This window comes from Mucilaginibacter puniceus, assembly GCF_054783175.1.
The window spans coordinates 1-19,450 of record NZ_BAAGRB010000001.1; the positions used below are offsets into that span (position 1 = coordinate 1).

Annotated in this window: 14 protein-coding genes; 7 read left to right on the forward strand and 7 right to left on the reverse strand. The window is 39.2% G+C overall.

All coding sequences use genetic code 11. The features are described 5' to 3' along the window. The 3 genes from ACYVJ6_RS00005 to ACYVJ6_RS00015 all read left to right on the forward strand — a co-directional run. A partial coding sequence (locus ACYVJ6_RS00005; RefSeq protein ID WP_460691990.1) for a DUF7507 domain-containing protein occupies positions 1–2,798 on the forward strand: 2,798 nt, incomplete at its 5' end. 37 nt (positions 2,799–2,835) lie between these two features. Next, positions 2,836–3,801, forward strand: a complete 966-nt coding sequence (locus ACYVJ6_RS00010; RefSeq protein ID WP_460691991.1) for a PorP/SprF family type IX secretion system membrane protein — start codon at positions 2,836–2,838, stop codon at positions 3,799–3,801. A 75-nt stretch (positions 3,802–3,876) separates the two neighbouring features. Then, positions 3,877–5,859, forward strand: a complete 1,983-nt coding sequence (locus ACYVJ6_RS00015; protein WP_460691992.1) for an OmpA family protein — start codon at positions 3,877–3,879, stop codon at positions 5,857–5,859. Positions 5,860–5,917: 58 nt separating this feature from the next. Here the strand turns inward: ACYVJ6_RS00015 and ACYVJ6_RS00020 are convergent, their stop codons facing one another. The 3 genes from ACYVJ6_RS00020 to ACYVJ6_RS00030 form a co-directional block, all read right to left on the reverse strand. After that, a complete protein-coding gene (locus tag ACYVJ6_RS00020) occupies positions 5,918–7,444 on the reverse strand; it encodes a hypothetical protein (protein ID WP_460691993.1) in 1,527 nt (508 codons plus the stop codon). Between the two features lie 134 nt (positions 7,445–7,578). After that, entirely contained in the window at positions 7,579–9,471 is a 1,893-nt protein-coding gene (locus ACYVJ6_RS00025; RefSeq protein WP_460691994.1) for a DCC1-like thiol-disulfide oxidoreductase family protein, read from the reverse strand. A gap of 38 nt (positions 9,472–9,509) precedes the next feature. Then, positions 9,510–9,962: a DUF1569 domain-containing protein gene (locus tag ACYVJ6_RS00030; protein ID WP_460691995.1), complete on the reverse strand. Its 453-nt coding sequence runs from the start codon at positions 9,960–9,962 to the stop codon at positions 9,510–9,512. A gap of 404 nt (positions 9,963–10,366) precedes the next feature. Here ACYVJ6_RS00030 and ACYVJ6_RS00035 point away from each other — a divergent pair, with 404 nt between their 5' ends. From ACYVJ6_RS00035 to ACYVJ6_RS00045, 3 genes are all read left to right on the forward strand, one after another. Next, entirely contained in the window at positions 10,367–11,815 is a 1,449-nt protein-coding gene (locus ACYVJ6_RS00035; RefSeq protein WP_460691996.1) for a circularly permuted type 2 ATP-grasp protein, read from the forward strand. A 131-nt stretch (positions 11,816–11,946) separates the two neighbouring features. Beyond that, positions 11,947–12,882, forward strand: coding sequence for an alpha-E domain-containing protein (locus ACYVJ6_RS00040; RefSeq protein ID WP_460691997.1), 936 nt, complete (start codon positions 11,947–11,949; stop codon positions 12,880–12,882). Positions 12,883–12,992: 110 nt separating this feature from the next. Beyond that, positions 12,993–13,970 carry a transglutaminase family protein gene (locus ACYVJ6_RS00045; protein WP_460691998.1) on the forward strand — a complete coding sequence of 326 codons (978 nt, stop codon included), beginning with the start codon at positions 12,993–12,995 and terminating at the stop codon, positions 13,968–13,970. Positions 13,971–13,979: 9 nt separating this feature from the next. On the opposite strand, the gene ACYVJ6_RS00050 is transcribed toward ACYVJ6_RS00045, so the two are convergent. From ACYVJ6_RS00050 to ACYVJ6_RS00065, 4 genes are all read right to left on the reverse strand, one after another. Beyond that, positions 13,980–16,484, reverse strand: a complete 2,505-nt coding sequence (locus ACYVJ6_RS00050; RefSeq protein ID WP_460691999.1) for a TonB-dependent receptor — start codon at positions 16,482–16,484, stop codon at positions 13,980–13,982. Positions 16,485–16,688: 204 nt separating this feature from the next. After that, positions 16,689–17,198, reverse strand: a complete 510-nt coding sequence (locus tag ACYVJ6_RS00055) for a TlpA family protein disulfide reductase (RefSeq protein ID WP_460692000.1) — start codon at positions 17,196–17,198, stop codon at positions 16,689–16,691. A gap of 12 nt (positions 17,199–17,210) precedes the next feature. Further along, on the reverse strand, positions 17,211–18,224 hold the full coding sequence (locus tag ACYVJ6_RS00060; protein WP_460692001.1) for a Gfo/Idh/MocA family oxidoreductase: 1,014 nt from the start codon (positions 18,222–18,224) through the stop codon (positions 17,211–17,213). Between the two features lie 80 nt (positions 18,225–18,304). Continuing rightward, positions 18,305–18,856, reverse strand: coding sequence for a DUF4142 domain-containing protein (locus ACYVJ6_RS00065; RefSeq protein WP_460692002.1), 552 nt, complete (start codon positions 18,854–18,856; stop codon positions 18,305–18,307). 140 nt (positions 18,857–18,996) lie between these two features. Here ACYVJ6_RS00065 and gcvH point away from each other — a divergent pair, with 140 nt between their 5' ends. Next, positions 18,997–19,377 carry a glycine cleavage system protein GcvH gene (gcvH, locus tag ACYVJ6_RS00070; RefSeq protein ID WP_460692003.1) on the forward strand — a complete coding sequence of 127 codons (381 nt, stop codon included), beginning with the start codon at positions 18,997–18,999 and terminating at the stop codon, positions 19,375–19,377. Positions 19,378–19,450: the final 73 nt, after the last annotated feature.

The window sequence follows — 19,450 nt, forward strand, 5'->3', positions numbered from 1 at the left end:
ATACCTATACGTTAACGAAGGGTGGTCAGACCTCGGCACCTATCACGGTAACGATGCTGGTAAAACCCAAGGGCAGTGATGATATTGTAACTGTTTCTAAGAATACCGCAAAAGATATACCGGTTACAAATAATGATTTAACTAAAACAGGTGTTACTATTACAATTGTAGGTACGCCTCCGGCTCATGGTACAATTGGAACTATAGATAATGTTGCCGGCACAGTAAAATATACCCCGGCAAGCGATTATACAGGTACTGATAGTTTTAAATATACATTAACCAAAAATGGTTTAACTTCTGCTCCTATCAATGTTGATATAACAATAGCCGAAATTACGCTTGCCGGTGTTGATGATATAGATTATGTGCCTGGCTATAACAGTGGCCAAACCCCAACCTCTGTAACAACATCAGTAACAACTAATGATGGCGCGGATGGAATCGGCGCAACCGTTACAGCGGGTAATGGTTCAAACGGAACTACCATTGTAACCGGTAACACGGTTACTTATACACCAAATGCAAATTTTATAGGAACTGACACTTATAAATATAGGTTGAACAAAGGAAGCGGTGTTTCGAATGATATTACAGTAACTATACATGTATCTGGGATAACGCTTAAAAAACAGGCTACTAATGTGGTAAATCGGGCTGGAGATGTTATTAATTATAACTTAACTGTTAAAAACGTTGGCCCTGTAGCATTAACTAATGTGGTAATAACAGATTCCGGTGCCGATGCAGGTTCAATTTCACCAGCTTTGATAACATCGTTAGCGCCGAATGAGGAGCAAATAGTTACAGCTAAACATACTGTAACAACTACTGATGTAGCTGCTGGTAAATACGCCAACCAGGCCACCGTAACCGCTAAAGATCCTAAAAATCCTACGCCAAACGATATCACCAGTAAATCTGACGATCCAACAACTACGGCTCCGGATGATCCTACTGAAGTGTCAATAATACCATTACCTGCATCAATAAGCTTAGCCAAAGCTGGTGTGCAGGCAGGAAATAATATTAATTATACTTTCACTATTACTAATACAGGCACTGCAAATTTAAATACCATTACTTTAACTGATGCCAAATTAGGGCTTAGCGGTGTTGCCGTCACCGTACCTGGCGGTGTATTAGCACCAAATGCAAGTGTAACCTATAACGCGGTATATGCATTAACTCCAACCGATAAAACTGCCGGATCTGTAAATAATACGGCCACAGTTAACGCTAAAGATCCGGGTAATAATGACATACCAGGCACCGGCAATACTGTAACCCCAGTGCTTGTTGGAGTAGACGATAATGACTTAACTCCTGTAAATACGCCGGTAACAACTAATGTAATTGGTAATGATGGTACAAGTGGAACGAGTGCTGTAGTTACCTCAACTGCCGGTTCACATGGTACTACAACAGTAAGCGGTGGTGATGTTACCTATACACCTGCTAATGGTTATATAGGGACAGACACTTATACCTATACCTTAGCAAAAGGCGGCGGAACATCTGCTCCAATCACGGTAACTATTAATGTTTATTCGGCAACAATGTCATTAAGCAAAGTGGCCAATAATGGTGCAACCAAAGCGGGTGACGTTATTAATTATACTTTGATATTGAAAAATACAGGTACCGTAGCGTTGACTAATATTGTAATAACCGATGGGGGAGCAGATGCGGGTTCAATTTCACCGGCTTCCATAGCAACTTTGGCGCCGGGCGCTTCTGCAACAATTACAGCTAACCATACAGTAGTGCCATCGGATGTTACTGCCGGAAAATTTACTAATCAGGCAACAGCAACAGCAAAAGACCCTAAAAACAATACGGTTAGCAAAATATCTGATGATCCGTCAACGACTCCTTTTGATGATCCTACCGTAGTGCCAATAATACCTGTTGTACCGGGATCAATAAACCTGGCCAAAACAGGTGTGTTTTCGGGCAACCAGGTTGCTTATACTTTTATTATAACTAATAATGGTGGTGTAGCGTTAAATACAATTACACTTACCGATACAAAATTAGGCTTGAATGCGGTTTCGATAACTGCACCGGCGGGGGGATTATTGCCTAACGCAAGTTTAACCTATAATGCCACTTATACCTTAACACAGGCAGATAAGGATTTAGGTGCAGTAAATAACACGGCTACTGTTAGTGCCAAAGACCCTAGTAATAATACAGTTACTGGTACTGGTACTACAGTTACTACGGTGCTAACATCACCGGTAGCTACAAATGACGTATCCGAAACAAAATCTGGTATACCGGTAGTTGTTAGTATACTTACCAATGATAACCCTAAAAACTCAACATTTAATTTAGCCAGTATCGAAATTGTGAGCAACCCAATACATGGAACAGTTGTAACTCATGCTGACGGAACTATTACATATACTCCAACTGCGGGATATGTAGGTACAGATTCATTTACTTATCGCGTAAAAGATGCGTATGGTTATTATACTAATGTGGCAACGGTAAATATCACAATAAACGAGTTCAAGGACCTTAAAATTCCAAGCCTTTTCTCACCTAATGGCGATGGGGTAAATGACGGGTTTGTTATTAAAGACCTTGGCGACTACGCCCAAAATGAATTGATCGTAATTAACAGGTGGGGTAATGAGGTATACAGACAAGCTGATTATAAAAACAACTGGTCAGGCACAGGCTTAAATGAAGGTACTTACTTCTATATAGTAAGACTTAAAAAATCAAATGGCGATTCGTGGGTGATAAGGAAGGGATATGTGACCTTGATAAGAACATTTAAAAAGTAAATGAAATATTACCGGTTGGTAATTGAATGAAGATATTATGAAACGAATAGTAGTATTGTTAATGTTTATGCTAAGTACAAGCTGGCTTTATGCCCAGCAGGATGCTCAGCAGAGCCAATATATGTTTAACGGTATATATATAAACCCGGCCTATGCGGGTTATAGGGAGAGTTTAAACATCCATAGTTTTTATCGTACTCAGTGGACAGGTATACAAGGTGCTCCCAGAACAATGGCACTTGCCTTAGATGCCTCTGCCAATGATGGAAATGTAGGTTTGGCCTTTCAGTTGGCCGGTGATAAATTAGGTGCCCAAAGTAACCTTTCTGCTTATGGAAGTTATGCTTATAGGCTTAGATTGAATGATGATGGCAGTTCCCGTTTAGCATTTGGTGTCAGCGTTGGTGTTATGCAGTTAGGCATTTCTGGTACATTACTTGACCCTAATGATCAAGAGGCAAATCAACCTATCGGAGTTCAAAACGCTATAGTTCCGGATGGCAGATTAGGAGTTTATTTTTCCAATGATAAATTCTATGCCGGTTTATCGGCTGATAATATGATAGCGCAATACATTAATGTTAAAGACCATGCTTATATATTACAGCCTAAGCCTCACATTTATTTTACTGCGGGTACTTTATTGCCGCTTACAGCCGATGTGTTGATCAAGCCAAGTATATTAATAAAGGATGATAGGGCCGGGCCTACCAGTATGGATGTAAACGCCTTTATATTATTAGGTGAAAAACTATGGCTTGGAGCTTCTTACAGAACAGGTGTAAGGATTTATGATAAAGGATATTTACAGCGTACGCTTAATACTCAAAATTCAGTTGTAGCCGTTGCCGAAGTTTTTGCTATGCCAAATCTAAGAATAGGGTATGCTTATGACTTTTCAGTTGGCCCATTGCAGGGATATAGCGGTGGCACACATGAAATATCAATTGGTTATTACTTTAAAAGGAATAAAAGCAGAATGTTAACACCAAGATATTTTTAATATCCCTGGTTATATAAAAAAGAAATATACATAACAAACCTTGTGATCTTGAAAAGAAGGAAAGGTAGAACAAAAATGAAAAAAATACTTACAACCAGTAGTCTTATCATAGCCTTTATGGTGTTGCTTATTCAAAGCAGTGCTGCACAGTATGTGATAAAAGAAGCTGATGAACAATATCGCTTATTTAATTATAGCAAAGCCGTTGATCTGTATGCGCAAGCTTTTAAAAAACAAAAAACTTTACATGCAGCACAACATTTGGCAGATAGTTATAGATTAATGCATGATTATAAAAATGCCGAAAGTTGGTATGCCATTGCTATAGCTTTGCCCGAGGCGAGGCTTGCAAACCGGCCAGAAAACATATTAAGATATGCTGAAGCCCTTCAAAACAATTCAAAATATACTGAGGCTAAAGTGCAATATTTATCTTATTTAGTTTCAAGTAGAGAGCCCGATGAGGAGCGTATTAAAAGGTTAATGATGTCCTGCGACTCGGCCATTAAATGGATGAAACAGCCTGGATGGGTAAATATTTTAAATGAAAAGGCTTTAAATAGCGATAAATCTGATTGGGGGTGGGCTCAGTATAATAAAACTATGGTTTTTACATCTGATAGAATTAATAATAACAAATTGCCGGAGACAGATATAAACAGGCCTTTATTAAAATTTGACCACGGAGACATAGACCCCAGCAAAAAAGTATATGGCTGGACGGGAAATAATTATTTACGCCTTTATCAGTCAGATGCCGACAGTGCGAAACTATTCCCTATTAATACAGGGACTGACTACCACATTGGCGCCGCAAGCTTTACTGGAGACGGCAACCAAATGTATTTTTCAGTAACCAGAAGAGAAGGTAAGGAAGATAGGGATGAGAATGGTACAAGTACTATTAATATTGAAATATTCTCGAGCATAAAGGACCCGGCAACGGGAGTATGGGGACAGCCTATCGCCTTTGAACATAATAATGCAAGTAAATACTCTACCGGCGATCCGTTTATTACACCTGATGGTAAAACACTATATTTTGTATCAGATATGGAAGGCGGAAAAGGTGGTACAGACATTTACTACAGCATAAAAAATAACCAGGGTGGATGGGATACACCCGTAAATATTGTCGCTATAAATACTAACGGAAATGAACGTACGCCTAACCTGGGTGCAGATGGATTTTATTATGCCAGCGATGGTGGTATAGGCATGGGTGGGCTTGATATATTTAAAGCCACAGTGGATGGAAATAAATTTTCGAACCCGCAAAATTTACGTTACCCAATAAACTCGCCGCAGGATGATTTTGCCTATGTTAGCACCGGTAAAAATTCAGGCTATTTCTCATCAGAAAGGGTTGGCGGAGCCGGCAGCGATGATATTTATAGCTTTGTTGAAAGACCTAAACCAATTTTGGCTTTCAGGGTTGAAGGCACAGTAATAGATAAAACTACACAGGCAGCTTTGGCTAATAGTGTAGTTACATTAAGAAATGCTAATGGCATTAATTTGATTGTGGAGACGGATGAGACAGGTAAGTTTAAATTTGATCTGGATGGTGGGATGACTTATTTATTAACCGGGGAAAAAACCTCGTATATCTCCGACAATCAAGGGGTAACTACTGCAGGTTTAACAGAATCATTGGTAATTAAAAAAGATCTTTTCCTTTCACCAATTGTTTTGAACAAGGGAATAAGATTGGAAAATATTTATTATGACCTGGATAAAGCAGATATAAGGCCCGATGCCGCAGTTGAGTTAGACAAACTGATAAAAATATTAAAGGACAACCCTACTATATGGATAGAATTAGGTTCGCATACAGATAGCCGCGCCAGCGATAGTTATAACATGGCATTATCGCAACGCCGGGCAGACGCTGCAGTTAATTATATCATCAATGTAGGCGGTATTGATAAAAACCGTATAACGGCTAAGGGTTATGGCGAAAGCCGATTGGTAAATGGTTGTTCAAATGGCGTAAGCTGTACTATTGAGCAACACCAACAAAACAGAAGAACAGAGTTTACTATAGTTAAACAATAAACTCAGATTATAATAGAATTACAAGGCCGGCAGCTACAAACTGCCGGCTTTTGTTTGTCTACTCTTTTCTCACAATCGTATTGCTTACCTCAATTTCTGTAAGTAAACCGGGCGAACTTTTAGCTGTGTTTGCATATACAGGGTCATTCTTGGTTTGCGACAGCTTAGTTATATCTGTATTTATCTGCTCAAGCTTTTTGATAAGGATATTAATTTGTTCCAGGTGGGCATTAAATATTTTAACCTTGGTATTATATCCTTCAATTATATCAATATTAGCTATAGCCGTATCGGTTTGGGCGGTATCGGCCACCGCATAATTAAAGGGTGTGAGATTAGAAACGGTAGTGATGATAGGTGTTAACGAGTAGGCCGAATCGGCACGCGTTAATTTGGCTAATGATAACCTTGCGGGGTTAGGATTATAACTGATCAGGTTTTCATACTCGCCTAATATGGCATCCTTTACCTGCCCTTGATGGGCATATGCGTCTGCAATGATTTTTGCTTTAACGCTATTTTTAAATCCATTAAACAAAAGTGATGTAAAATCATAAGCCTTGGTGCGCAGCACCGCGTTTTGTACCGAGTAAAAATTACTCATATTATTATTTTGCGCATACACTAAGCCCAGGTTTGAGCTAAACAATTTAAAGCCGGGATTGCTGCTTATAGAAAGATCTGTTTGGTTGCCAAAGCTATATAGCTTCTTGCCATATATATCCAAATTGTCTATCCGCTCGTAAGATGACAAGAAGTAAAGCCTGTAGCGTTGGTATTGCTGGTCGGGGTTATCAATTTGTGCGTAACAGTTTTGCAAAAATGATTTTACCGAGTTATCATCAAAAACCTGATAGATGTTGGCTGTTGGGCTCGGTTTCCATCTTAGTAATGATATTTTACCCTTAAAATTAAGCTGAACGCTATTGGTGTTGCCAAATTGAGACGATAGTTTTCCTAAAAAGTAAGCTACCTGTGCACCACCTTGTACCTTGGTTTGCGTGTTTACTAATGCGCTTAAGCTATCCTGGATAGTTAAATAATTTTCGCGGTTGTTCCAAAAGGATGGTTCAAGCGGCGGTAACAGCAACCTATTGGTTTTAGTATCCACAAAAATAAAAGTGCCCAGCGGGTACACATTTTGAAAGTTGTTTTCCAGTAGGGCAAAGCTGGTTGCTGCCGAAGAATCTATCTTCAATAAGAAATTTAAAACCTTATTATGTTCCAATTGCAGGCTTAGATTTTCAAGCGACTCAAAGCTGGCATTTTCTTTATCAGGAATAACAATAGGTATAAGCGTTATTTGATTTTTTGTATTTGATAGTATTTCATAGTCTTTCTTTACAATGGCTGATGTTACATCGCCGGGGCTTTGGCCATAAAAGGCAATCGTGTCGCCCGTTCTTACCGAAACCGATTTGATCAACTCCTCGCCTGCTTGCAGCCTGGCCAATGATTTTAATTTAAACTTGCCCGACTTTTTAGATATCTTATAAAACACAGTAACACTGGTTTTAGCGGTATTTTTTATTTTGAATTTAAAGCCATCGGCTTTACTTATAACCGGGAGTAAAAATACTGCCAATAATATGATAAGAGGTTTTATTAAACGCGGTTGAGTTATGCTTTTTAAAATCATGCTAATTTTATTGAAAGGCAAAAATGGCTATTTATCCAATCTTAATAACAAAAATTGGATGCTTTTAGTATCGGTTTATGTTAAAACGAGTCGATTGGCTTAACATTCGAAAGAAATTGGTAGCCTGTCCACTGCACAGTACCGGCATCTTGCCACGGATGTGCCATTTGGCGTTTTAAGAAGTTTGGTTCCCAGTTATTAATAGGATCAAGATGTTTTACTTTTACTTTAAAGGTCAGGTTATGCAAGGTAAAGCCGTGTTTAACGGCCCAAAAAGCCGTGTAGTCTTTTATGCCTTTAACTACCTTGTCCTGATCGGGATTGCCGGATACCACCCTGAAAGCCCAGTTAACCCAAAATGGCCCATATTGATATAAGCCCGGCTGCCCGGTTGGACGTGTGATGGGCAAAAAATGTTCAACGCCTTTGGCATCGGTATAGGTTACGGCTATTATTTGTGTATAATCGTGAAAATGAAAATCCATAAATACATCATGGCTTACTATGCCACAAAGTATTTTTGAAAAAGCGCGGCTGTCTAAGGCAAAGTTTTTCAATTTAGTGCCTACCCAGGTAGCTTCAAAGCCCGATTTGCGGGCAATGATATTAACCACGGGCGAGTTATAACTTACCATTAACTGCAGGAATACCAGTAACGAAACCCCGGCTGCAGCACCCCACCTTTTCAGGTCATGCAGCGTTAGGTTTTGAAATAGTTTAATATGGTCATCATTTTCCGGGGGATTAGGCGGTATGTAGCCGCAATTATCCTCGGTACAGCGCTCGGTTGTGCGGTTGCGCGAAACTTTTTTATAAATAGCGGCACTCAGCTGATAAATACCCGGTATACGTATAAACCAACTTAGCGGCTTTAAATAATTAATAGCATTAAATACCTTTATATAAGTATCAACTCCGCTATATACATTGCCTTTGGTATCTACGCTATATATATCATCCAACAACCTATCTTCACTAATTCCATTTAATGCAGGTTCATTCATGGCATGAGCTTGTACACTTGAAATTTTGATACGTTTTTTAATATCAAAATGCTCAATGGTTAAGCAAGCACGTGCACATAACGGGCACTCGGCATCGTAATAAAAGGTAAGCTTTTCTTTTCCGGGGGCGGCCTTAAACCAGCGTTTCCAGCAACCAACCGGAATCATGAGTAAATATAGCGCACCGAACCCAATAGCAAATAGCGGTATCGGGAATTCAATTAAAATACCCAGATGTAAACCAACGCCAATAATTATTAGCGGCCACCTGAATTTTTTAAAGGGTAATAAAAACAAGAATAAAAACTCAAAAACTAAGCTTAGGTAACCCAAAAACTTTACCAATATCTCATTATTTAACACAGGGCTGGTATCAACCTGCGCGGCAAATGGCAGCGAAGCGGGCAGCCACATACCCAGCCCCTTTAGCCATAAGGGCGATACAAATTTATGAAGCGTGCTATCAAAATAAACAAAGGCTATACCCACCACAACTAACACGTAATACGATAGCTGGCTTACCGTAGTTGGTGGCCGGTAAGTAAAGCGTGTGTTAGAGTATTTAAGTTTAATTAATAGCCTATCAATAGATAATACCCGCGATATGGGCAAAAACATAAATAATATGCCCACACATTGGTATACATAAAACATGTGATACGGGTATACCTTACAGGTAGCCATAAAAACCAGCGTAAAAATGTAATTGATAATGGCTGCTGTCCGTGTAAACAAGCCAAATATGAGCAACACGGTTATGCCTGCCCAAAGGGCTAATGGTATGGCTAAATTAACCTCATAAGGCACTACAAAAGGCACCACATCATAAACCAAATGGCGGAAATAAAAAAGCTGTAGTATTTCCAGTAACTGAACGGTACAAAAAACTATCCTGAAAATGGCAAGCCCTGTGCCATCTATCTGGTTGTCGTATACCTTTCTAAATGTTGTTGATATTTTACGGAACACTTATGCGCTTCTTTATGCTAATATATTACAAATTGGCCCTAAACACCAAACTGGCTTAAGTGATGATCAAGGTGTTTGTAAAACATGGTGTTCCATTCGGCAACGGTTAGTTTGCCAAATGATAATGATTCTTTACCATCAAAATGATCTTCGCCTAATTGCAGGGTTTGCTCAAGGTGGTCAATTAACCGCTTTTTTTCAACCTCAAAATCCCGGTCACCACTAATTAAAAATGCCGGTGCGGTACGTAGGTTTCGCCTGTAGGGTGTAGGACCGCATACAGTTGGCTTAACTATGGTTTTTAAAATCAATCGCATTAAAAAATTGGGCTTGGGGTGTTTATCGGTGTAAACCATTTCATAAGTTACGTTACAATGCGCCAGCATTTGTGCCACACTCATTTTTCCCCAAAGGGGTTTGCTTTCGGGTGTTAATTTATTTATGCGGTCGGTTAGTTCGGCAACGTCGGCAGGGTTAAATACACTTTTCATTTTTTTGTTTATTGATAATATAAAGATGGTTATTTATCTGCAATTTCAAAGGCTAATTGTTGCATACACACAGAACATTCGCTTCATTTTATTGTTCAATACGTACTAAGCCGGTGCCGACTATGATTTACAAAACGTAAAAATTTCCCGATCATAGTAGTTGTTTAATTTTTTATGGGTAGATTATCCGTTAGAATTTAATTTATATGCCGGCAAAGCAATATTTATCAAACAAATATTACATAAATGGCATTAATTTTATCTGATATTATTAAAATTGATAAAATTTTTAATAAAAAAGTATAAATATTTCAACAAAACGTTGGTTTTATAGAAAAAAGTTTTATAAATTACGTTTTTTATAAATAACAGACTAAAAACGGGCCTTATTTTACAAATAATTCATGCAGGATTCAGCTTATTTTGATAAATATAACCCAATTGGCGGCGTTTGGGACGAGATGTATGGTGCGGATAGCAATGTGCGCGAGCATTATCGTAAGGTTATTGAGTATATATCAAAAGAATCGTCTGATGACCTGAATAAAAAGGAAGAACTGGCTAAAAGCTTGTTTATGAGCCAGGGTATCACCTTTACGGTTTATAACAGCGGCGAGGGTATTGAAAAGATATTCCCGTTTGATATTATCCCCCGCATTATTACGGCTGCCGAGTGGGCCTTTGTGGAGAAAGGTATTAAGCAACGCTTAACCGCCCTTAATCATTTTTTAAAAGACATTTACCATAACCAGTTTATTATTAAGGATGGTATTGTACCGATAGATATCATATACTCGTGCCCGCATTTTTTACGCGAAATGTACCAGTTGCAGGTGCCTTATGATATCTACATACATATATCGGGCATTGACTTGATACGCGACCATGACGGTACTTTTTATGTGCTGGAGGATAACCTGCGTACCCCATCGGGCGTAAGTTATATGCTGGAGAATAGGGAGATCACCAAACGTTTATTCCCCGATCTGTTGCCACAGTGTGGTGTGCGCAGCGTAACCGAGTATCCAACCATTTTATATAAAAACCTGTTAGCGCTATCGCCAAGGCAAATAGCCAATCCTAATATTGTATTGCTTAGTCCGGGTATTTATAACTCGGCGTATTTTGAGCATACAACATTGGCCCGTTTAATGGGGGTTGAATTGGTAGAAGGACGTGACCTGGTAGTGAATAATCATAAGGTATACATGAAAACCACCACCGGCTTGCAGCAGGTAGATGTGATATACCGCCGGGTGGATGATGATTATTTAGATCCATTGGTGTTTAACCCATCAAGTATGTTGGGTGTGGCCGGTATTATGGGTGCTTATCGTAAAGGTAACGTGGCTATAGTTAATGCCATAGGCAATGGTGTAGCCGATGATAAAGCCGTTTACGTTTATGTGCCGGATATGATACGCTATTATTTAAACGAAGAGCCTATCCTTAAAAATGTGCCAACCCACCAGTTAGGCAATAAAGAGGAGCGCGAGCATGTTTTTGAAAACATGGATAAAATGGTAATCAAACGCACCAATGGTAGCGGTGGATATGGGATGTTGATGGGCCATGCGGCATCTAAGGAAGAAATAAAAGAATATAAAAAAGAGATATTAAAAGATCCGCGCAACTTCATCGCGCAGCCAACTATAAGCCTGTCTGCCGCGCCATGTTATATGCAGGGCGAGTTACAGCCAAGACGTATAGACCTGCGCCCTTACGCGCTGTGCGGACCCGACGGTATTGAGATAGTGCCGGGCGGTTTAACCCGTGTAGCCCTTAAAGAGGGGTCATTAGTAGTAAACAGTTCGCAGGGTGGTGGCAGTAAGGATACGTGGGTGTTAGCCTAATTTCGGATTTCGGATTTTCAATTTCGGATTTACTCCGGCATTGTAAAGCCAAATTTCCGACAATTAAAAATTGAAATTATGTATAAAAATAAATCCGAAATCGAACATTCGAAATCCGAAATGACAGAAATATGCTAAGCCGTGTTGCAGCAAGTTTTTATTGGTTAAGCCGTTACATTGAACGTAGCGATGGTATGTTGCGCATGCTTAAAATTAACTACGCCTCGTCGCAGGATACTATACAGGAGTTTACCTGGGAGCCGGTTATCAGGATATTTTCCGACTCGGAAGAGGATGAAACCGAAAACCTGGCAAATGATAGCCGCGCAGTGCTAAAATATATGGTTACGGGTAAAAGTAATTCAAACTCGGTACTGAATATTATTACTCTGGCACGTGAAAATGCCCGTGGGGTACAGGAGCATATCACCAAGGATTTATGGCAATGCTTAAATGAATACTACCACACTATAAAGGACCCTAAACTTGACAGGGCCTTACAGCGCGAGGACCCTATTGGCGTACTGGATGTTTTGATAAAGCAGGTAATGCTTTATTATGGTACGGTTGAAATTACTATGGAGCGTGGCGAGGGACGCAGCTTTATGAATATTGGCAAATACCTGGAGAGGGCCATACAATCAGTAGATATTTTGGATACCAAGTTTGGTTCCATAAATGATAACCCCGACCTGTTAACAGATACTACCTACTGGAAACATTTGCTGCTATCATTAGGTGGATATGAATTGTACCGTAAAACCTACCGCGAAGGATTTGAAGCCGAGAATGTATTGGAACAAGTGGTGTTGAACAATGATTTTCCACGCTCGGTTATCTACTCGGTAAATAATATTCAACGCTATTTTGAAAGATTGAAGAATAATAGCAATATGGAAGATTTTAGAGAGATGTCGTTCCAGATAGGCAGGCTGCAAAGCCGTATTAAATATAGTTCGGTTCGCAGTATTAAACAGGAAGGATTACATACTTTTTTAACCCAGATACGAAGTGAGTTATATGGTGTGGCCAATGCATTGAATGAGCATTATTTTGCGAATTCGTAAACCCCACCTAAATCCTCCCCGGTAGGGAGGACTTAAATTTGAGGGGATATAATTTATAACATTAAACAATAAAGTCTCCCCTGCCGGGGGAGATTTAGAGGGGGTCAATTATGCCTGAATTTGAAATACAACACACTACCCGTTATATATATGAGGGCCCGGTACGCGATAGTGCCAACCAGATCATATTATTCCCGATAAAGGATGAGTACCAGGATGTGGTAAAGCAGGAACTGACTATAACCGGCCACCCCATAGTTGATACGCATATCGATTATTACGGCAATGAAGTGGGCAGCTTTACGTACAGCGAGCCGCACTCCATGTTGATCATCAATTCAAGAATAACGGTAGTTACCAAACATCGGAACTTACCGGTAAATGATATTTTTCCTTCACAACAGTGGCAGTATTTGGCCAACTTGCAGCACATGGTGCCCTATATTGATTTTTTAAAACAGGAATACTTTGAAGGCCTGGAGGAGCTGGAAAAAATAGTAGAGGCAGAAAGGTCGAAAGATGAAACCCCTTACCAGGTTGTCCTGCATTTTTGCCAATACGTGTATGATAACTTTGAGTATATAAAAGGTGTTACTACAGTAGAAACAACGCTTGATGAAATATGGAAACTAAAAGCAGGTGTTTGCCAGGATTTTGCCCATATACTAATGGAAATGCTGCGCCTGGTTCAAATACCTGCCCGTTATGTTAGTGGTTATATCTGCACCTATAAAAATGGCTTACGCGGCGAAGGTGCTACCCATGCCTGGGCAGAAGCTTATATACCTGATTATGGCTGGCTGGGTATTGATCCGACCAATAACTGTATAGCTAACGAAACACATATACGGTTAGCCGTTGGGCGAAATTTTACCGACTGCTCGCCGGTAAAAGGTGTTTATAAAGGCGCATCGGGCCATAAACTGGAGGTATCGGTATCAGTTGATGATGATAATACTATTGTTCCGGCAGATTTTACACCGGTTACAGATATAGCCCCATCAACAGCACCGGTAACCACATTTGCCCGCAATAGCTATCAGCGCTATATGGAAATGGTGCAGCAACAACAACAACAGCAGCAATAATAATTGTTATTACAGGCCAGGTCCGGCAGCACCCATATCGTCGTACTCATCTGTTTGGCCGTTGTCCCTGTCGTCTTTATCTCGGTTCTTGCGCTCAGTTGATGATTTATTTGAGCCACCAAACCGGTACGATAACGTAAATAATATAGTACGTATTTGAAAGTTGCGTTCCGCGTATTGATCAAGCACAATATTTGCATTATTAATACGGGTTTCGGATATAAATTTACGGCTGTTTAAAATATTACGCGAGTTAACACTAAAATTAAGCGACTTGGTTATGTCGTATTTTATAGCTGCATCTAAACCATATCTTGCCCTGTTTCTTCCCTGTGCTGCAACTTGCGCTGCCTGGTAATCTCCACGCAATTGGAAACCCAATTTTTTTGTGGGTTTAATGCTTGCCGTTAAATTACCGTTCCATGAAAAGCCTGACGTTGTGGCTATATTATAAGCGGCATACCCTTCAATACGGCGATAGTAAACATTTAAATTAGCCGTTAAATCAAAAATAGACGAAGGTGTTATTTTAGCTATTAATTCATATCCCGCGTTTGATGCGCTTTTTAAATTCTGTGAGGTAGATAAGGTTGTATTGGCATTAAGTAAGGTAGATACCCGCTGTATATTATCATTAGTGAGCCTGTAATATACCGATGATGTTACTACCAATGATCTCCAATAGTTAATATAGCTTAGTTCAAATGAGTGCGTATCTTCCGGTTTCAGGGCAGGGTTACCTTGCGAGTAGTTTAAAACATTACTCACATCTAAAAATGGTGATAGTTCTCGTCCGTTGGGCCTGCTTATCCGTCTGCTATAGCTTAACTGTAAGGTTTGGTTATCGTTAAATTTATTGGTTAAAAACAAGGTTGGATAAACACGGAAATAATTTTGCTTATTGGGTGTATAAGCACCTGCCGAATATAAATCAAAGTTGATACGGGTATCCTCTAAACGCAAACCACCCTGTATACCAAATTTGCCAAACTGATGCTGGTAATTGCCATAAATGGCGTTTACATTTTGCTTGTAAATAAGGTTGTTTGATAATAATGGGTTATAGTAATAAGTGCCGCTGTTTATATCAAAAGGATTTACCATAAAATCATCGTCGCTTTTGTCAAACATACTACGGTAACCGGCCTCAAATCGTCCATTCTCTAAAGGCAGCGTATAATCTGCCTGGATATTAAAATCCTTGTCATTACTTGAACTAAAGTTATTATAAATATTTGATGGCAAAATGGGTGGCAAATAGTTGGTGATAACGGTGCTTAATTTATTATTGTTGTTATTAAAGCCTGTTGAGTAACCAAAGTTAGCGGTAAGTACTTCGTCTTTTTTATCAAACTTGTGTTCAAAATCTAAATTAAAGTTAACATTGGTACCGTTACCGGTAGAAACGTTATTTTGATCTTGAGTTTGATAGGGAGCCCCATTTTGAGTTACCGTGGTATTGCCATTTTGAAACTGGTTACGATCACGAATGTTAATATTGTTAGAAAAACTTAGCGTGTTTTTATCATTTAAATAGAAATCAATGCCACTACGGATGTTATGCCCGCCAAAACGGGATAGCTGGTTAGATTGTTGGTTAGTATATTGATTGGTAACTGTACCGTCTGTGGCAGTTTGCATAGTGGTTTTAGTACTAAAACCATTTCCATTACGGTCGGCTTTACGGTAGCTGTAGTTACCATAAACGTTTATTTTTTTATTTTGATAAGCCAGGTTAACTGACCCATTAATTGTATTTTGGTTTCCTGCAGTTGCCGAAACCGATCCTGTTAAACCGGCTTTTACATTTTTTTTAAGCACTATATTAATAATTCCCGATTGTCCTTCAGCATCATATTTTGAAGAAGGGTTGGTAATAACCTCAATATTTTCGATAGAACTTGCCGGCATTGATGCCAAAATATCAGCTAAATTGCTACCTGTAAGTGCAGATTGTTTGCCATTAATAAGCACGCGTACATTGCCTGACCCGCGCAGGCTTAAATTCCCGTCCACATCTACTTGTACCGAGGGTACATTGGCCAACAGATCAGTAGCAGAACCACCCTGGCTAACCAGGCTTTCGGATACGCTGAATATTTTTTTATCAACGCCTAACTGTATCTGGCTGCGCTGTGCGGTAACCGAAACTTCCTGCAATACACCCTTGGCCGGGGTTAATACAATTTTGCCAAAGTTGATATTGTTTTTATCAGGGCTTGCAATAAGGGTATCTTTTGTATAGGATAAATAGCCAATATAACTGGCTTTTAGTGTATAAGCACCATCTGCAACATCGGTAATGGTAAAATTACCATCAATGTCACTTTGCATGCTTTTAGGAGATTGAGAAGTGTCTTTTGGGGCTAAAACCACCGATGCAAAAGGAAGCGGTTGGTTGTTAGCACCATCAATTAATGAGCCTGATACTGTACCCCCATTTTGAGCAGCCGCCGTGGCAGCAAAAAGTATGAAAATTACGAAGAAGAACGATTTAGCAATATTAAATATCATGCTACAAAAATCTGTTTTTAAAAATGGATAGGCTAAAAAAGCCTGTAACTTTCTTGATAAGAAAACTTCAGGCCGGTTTTGAAGATGTCTGACGCGGATTCATTACTTACTAACATTCAGTAACTTATGCATTTTTTAGCTTTGCGATAAAAGCTACGCAAATAACATAAGCTAATTATACGTTTGAAAAACGCGTTAGGGCAATTATGCAGAAACTTTTTTAATCACACTTAGCAGGTCATTTACATTTTCGGGTACCATCGTAAATGATTTAGCCACCTTGCCATTACGGTCATATACTACAATATAAGGTGTGTTAAATATTTCATAATAACGTTGAACTTTATAGTCAGGGTACTCGGTACCTACTGTAACGTTAGGGTATTTTTTAAGGTTATACTTTTTGATAAAAGAAGTAAGCATACTTAAATAAGGAGATTCAGTATGGGTATAGGTTACCAATACCACCTGCACATTCTTAAGCTTACTCATATGTGGCTTCAACTCATCCATTAAATGTTCGCAATGGCTGCAGGTGGGTTCAAAGTAAATAAACATCACCGGCTTTTTTCTATTCAGGTTAGCCTGTGTACTAATTTTGCCGTCATCTTTCATTATCCGGTAATTAGGTATAGGCAGTGTAGTTTCATGATTTTGCGCGTTGGCATATAACCCTGATATGATTAAAGAAAGTACAAGTAGTAATTTTTTCATTTTTATTGTTTGTTAAGCTTCCAGCAACTCCATTTGCCAGTAAATATGTTCTTCTGTTATGGGATATAACGCATTATCACGTATGGTATGATACACGGCGTTAAATAAATTATTATAATCCCCTTTTTCTGATGTTACCCATTCCACAATTTTTTTACCATCGGCTTCAATAGTAACCAGTTTGCCTTCGCTGCCCGGAGCTTCAATACCATACTGTTCATCGGTTGGCATCATACCACCATCTAACTGCTCCTCCTGTACATCGGTACGGTATTTTAAAAAGCTGCCCAAAGTACCATGCACTACAAATGATGGTACAGGCTCAGGTATTAACAATCCCGAAGTTAGGTAAACATTAAAATTGCCCGGGTAGGTTAAACGGAAATTAAAATAATCTACCACTATCGAGTTATCGCGCTGCAAAGCTACGGTTTTATCAAAACTTAAAGGTTTACCAAACAAAATTATAGCCTGGTCAATAATATGCGGTGCCAGGTCATACACCAATCCGTTTACCGGTGTTTCAGTTTCTTTAAAGGGCTTTACTGATAATTCGGGTTTATATCGGTCATATCTAAAATGTACTTCGGTAAGCCTGCCCAGTTTGCCGCTTTCAATAATTGCTTTAACCGCTAAAAAGTCGCTGTCCCAACGGCGGTTTTGGTAAAAGGTAAGTTTACGGCCGGCAGCTTTTGCGGTATCAAATAACGTTTCTATTTCGGCAGTATTGGCAGCCGCCGGTTTTTCAACTAAAACATGCTTGCCCGCTAATAACGCCTGTTTGGTTAAATCAAAATGAGTAAAATTTGGGGTGTTAACAATAACCAGTTCAATCTCCGGGTCGGCAAGCATATCATCCACACTATCATAACTCACAATGTCCGGGAAAGTGCGGCCCATCTTTTTTTCGTTACGCTCAACCACGCCTTTTAATTTAAAGCGTGGATTGGTACTTAAAAAAGGTGCATGGAATATCCTGCCCGACATTCCGTAAGATATAATACCAGTAACAATTGGATTTACCATTGATTAAAGGGACATTTTAAGATAATTGCCAAATTATTATTTTAATAAAGGTTATGCAAAAAAACAGGGTAAAATAGCTGTTAATATTTCATAATTGCCTTTATTCCATTTAGCGCATATAGGTGGCGGTGCAGTATAAGCAGGTGTTTCGAAGCCTGTTTTTTGAGGTCCTTATCAACTACATGGTTTGAGGCGTATTCAAAAAATTTAATATCAGTTTCATGATTGTTGATCATGAAGTTTAAAAAAGCCTTATCAAAGGCTTTTCCGGAGTATGTCGAAAGACTATCCAGGGTTTTCTGAGTGGCAGAAGTGATAGTAATGGGTAATGTTATCGATTTAAGTTTGGCAACCTTTTGGAATCCGGCATCTATTTTAAGATGTTGTTTGACAATCATGGCACCAAAGTTTTTTATTTTTTTGTCCGATCCTTTTTGAATGGCCAGTTTACCCAGTTCAATATGGGCCAGGCCTTTCTGTGCAGCGTCTACGGCAAACTGCTTATCACCCTCTTCAATAAAAATAACCGGTTGTTTGCTTTTATAGCTACCCGAGGCTGACTCGTCAACATCATTAATACAAGCTTGCATTAATAACAGTAATAATGAACTAATTAGGAATAGATTTTTCATCGCCCCGTGAATTTTTATATAATCTCTGCAAAATTTATTCCATTAATAGGTTTACTACGCCTAATATAGTTTTAATACGGTTAAAGTAGGTGTTAACTTAAAGTTTTATTATTTTTGATGCAACAAAATCAAACAGCATTATGAATTTCCCCGCAGAATTAAAATACACCAAAGACCACGAATGGATACGCTTAGAAGGCGATGTAGCCTACATAGGCATAACCGAATTTGCACAGCGCGAGTTGGGCGATATTGTTTATTTAGATATTACTACTGCAGGGCAAGAAGTAAGCAAGGATGCTGTTTTTGGTACAGTTGAAGCGGTTAAAACCGTATCAGACCTGTTTATGCCGGTTGCCGGTACTATATTGGAAGTTAACCCATTATTAGATAGCCAGCCTGAACTGGTTAACAGCGACCCGTATGGCGATGGCTGGTTAGTAAAAGCAACGCCGGCCAATGCTGCTGATATTGATAGCCTGATCTCGGCTGAAGAATATAGCAAGTTGGTTGGTGCTTAACAACATGATGATAAAAGGTAGATTATTTATAGCCGCAGGCTTATTGGTTATGTTTAGCCTCTCAGCCTGTGGT

Bases quoted from the DNA above. Each gene is read 5' to 3' on its own strand.
- ACYVJ6_RS00055 (WP_460692000.1), bottom strand. From the start codon at position 17,198: ATGAAAAAATTACTACTTGTACTTTCTTTAATCATATCAGGGTTATAT.
- ACYVJ6_RS00065 (WP_460692002.1), bottom strand. From the start codon at position 18,856: ATGAAAAATCTATTCCTAATTAGTTCATTATTACTGTTATTAATGCAA.
- ACYVJ6_RS00045 (WP_460691998.1), top strand. From the start codon at position 12,993: ATGCCTGAATTTGAAATACAACACACTACCCGTTATATATATGAGGGC.
- ACYVJ6_RS00040 (WP_460691997.1), top strand. From the start codon at position 11,947: ATGCTAAGCCGTGTTGCAGCAAGTTTTTATTGGTTAAGCCGTTACATT.
- ACYVJ6_RS00035 (WP_460691996.1), top strand. From the start codon at position 10,367: ATGCAGGATTCAGCTTATTTTGATAAATATAACCCAATTGGCGGCGTT.
- ACYVJ6_RS00030 (WP_460691995.1), bottom strand. From the start codon at position 9,962: ATGAAAAGTGTATTTAACCCTGCCGACGTTGCCGAACTAACCGACCGC.
- ACYVJ6_RS00050 (WP_460691999.1), bottom strand. From the start codon at position 16,484: ATGATATTTAATATTGCTAAATCGTTCTTCTTCGTAATTTTCATACTT.
- ACYVJ6_RS00015 (WP_460691992.1), top strand. From the start codon at position 3,877: ATGAAAAAAATACTTACAACCAGTAGTCTTATCATAGCCTTTATGGTG.
- ACYVJ6_RS00010 (WP_460691991.1), top strand. From the start codon at position 2,836: ATGAAACGAATAGTAGTATTGTTAATGTTTATGCTAAGTACAAGCTGG.
- gcvH (WP_460692003.1), top strand. From the start codon at position 18,997: ATGAATTTCCCCGCAGAATTAAAATACACCAAAGACCACGAATGGATA.
- ACYVJ6_RS00060 (WP_460692001.1), bottom strand. From the start codon at position 18,224: ATGGTAAATCCAATTGTTACTGGTATTATATCTTACGGAATGTCGGGC.